This window comes from Vibrio sp. 2134-1 (assembly GCF_033339495.1).
On the sequence record NZ_JAWOUS010000242.1, the window covers coordinates 1 to 861 of the forward strand.

Below are 861 nucleotides of genomic sequence, written 5' to 3' on the forward strand. Positions count from 1 at the left end.
TATAGGTACCAAGTAACATGGATTCCATGCTGCTTTATATGATCGATTTATTCGGTACAGCAATCTTCGCTGTGTCTGGTGTTTTACTCGCTGGCCGATTAAAAATGGATCCCTTCGGTGTTATCGTCCTAGGCAGCGTGACTGCCATTGGCGGTGGCACTATTCGTGATATGGCACTTGGTGCGACCCCCGTCTTTTGGATTACCGATACCACTTATCTTTGGGTTATCTTCATCACCTGTTTGTTAACTATGATCTTGGTTCGCAGACCAAAACGGTTAGCTTGGTGGGTTTTACCCGTGTGTGACGCCATCGGTCTGGCCGTATTTGTGGGAATTGGGGTAGAAAAAGCGCTCGCCTACAACGCCTCCGGCATGGTTGCCGTGATCATGGGTGTAATCACCGGTTGCGGTGGCGGCATAATCCGAGATGTCTTGGCCCGAGAGGTACCTATGGTGCTAAGAAGCGAAGTCTACGCCACAGCCTGTATCATTGGTGGCATCTTCCACACGATGGCTGTGAGTATGGGTTACGATCATTCCACAGCCCTGCTCGCAGGTGTTATCTCAACACTAGTGATTCGCCTTGGTGCGATTCGTTGGCATCTATCTTTACCTACTTTCGCCATCAACCGCTAAGCAATTCAAGTACAGCTTTCAATCTAAAGAGCCGACTTTATCTCGGCTCTTCGCATTTTAATTAACACGATTCGCTTATCCCTCAGCAATTCGTTAAATTATCCGTCTCATTCCTAATTTTCATTAATTGCTATGTTATTAGAAGGCATTGAAACGTTACTTGTACTAAGTAAAGAAAAAACCATGAGCCGCTCTGGTAGTCAGCTGTACATCAGCCAAACTG

The 861-nt window shown here is 46.6% G+C and carries 1 protein-coding gene and 1 pseudogene; both read left to right on the forward strand.

Features of this window, described 5'->3' with window-relative positions:
- Positions 1 to 17 precede the first annotated feature (17 nt).
- A complete protein-coding gene (locus R7R78_RS25205) occupies positions 18 to 638 on the forward strand; it encodes a TRIC cation channel family protein (protein WP_005461192.1) in 621 nt (206 codons plus the stop codon).
- A gap of 132 nt (positions 639 to 770) precedes the next feature.
- A pseudogene (locus R7R78_RS25210) lies at positions 771 to 861 on the forward strand (LysR family transcriptional regulator); the annotation flags it as partial.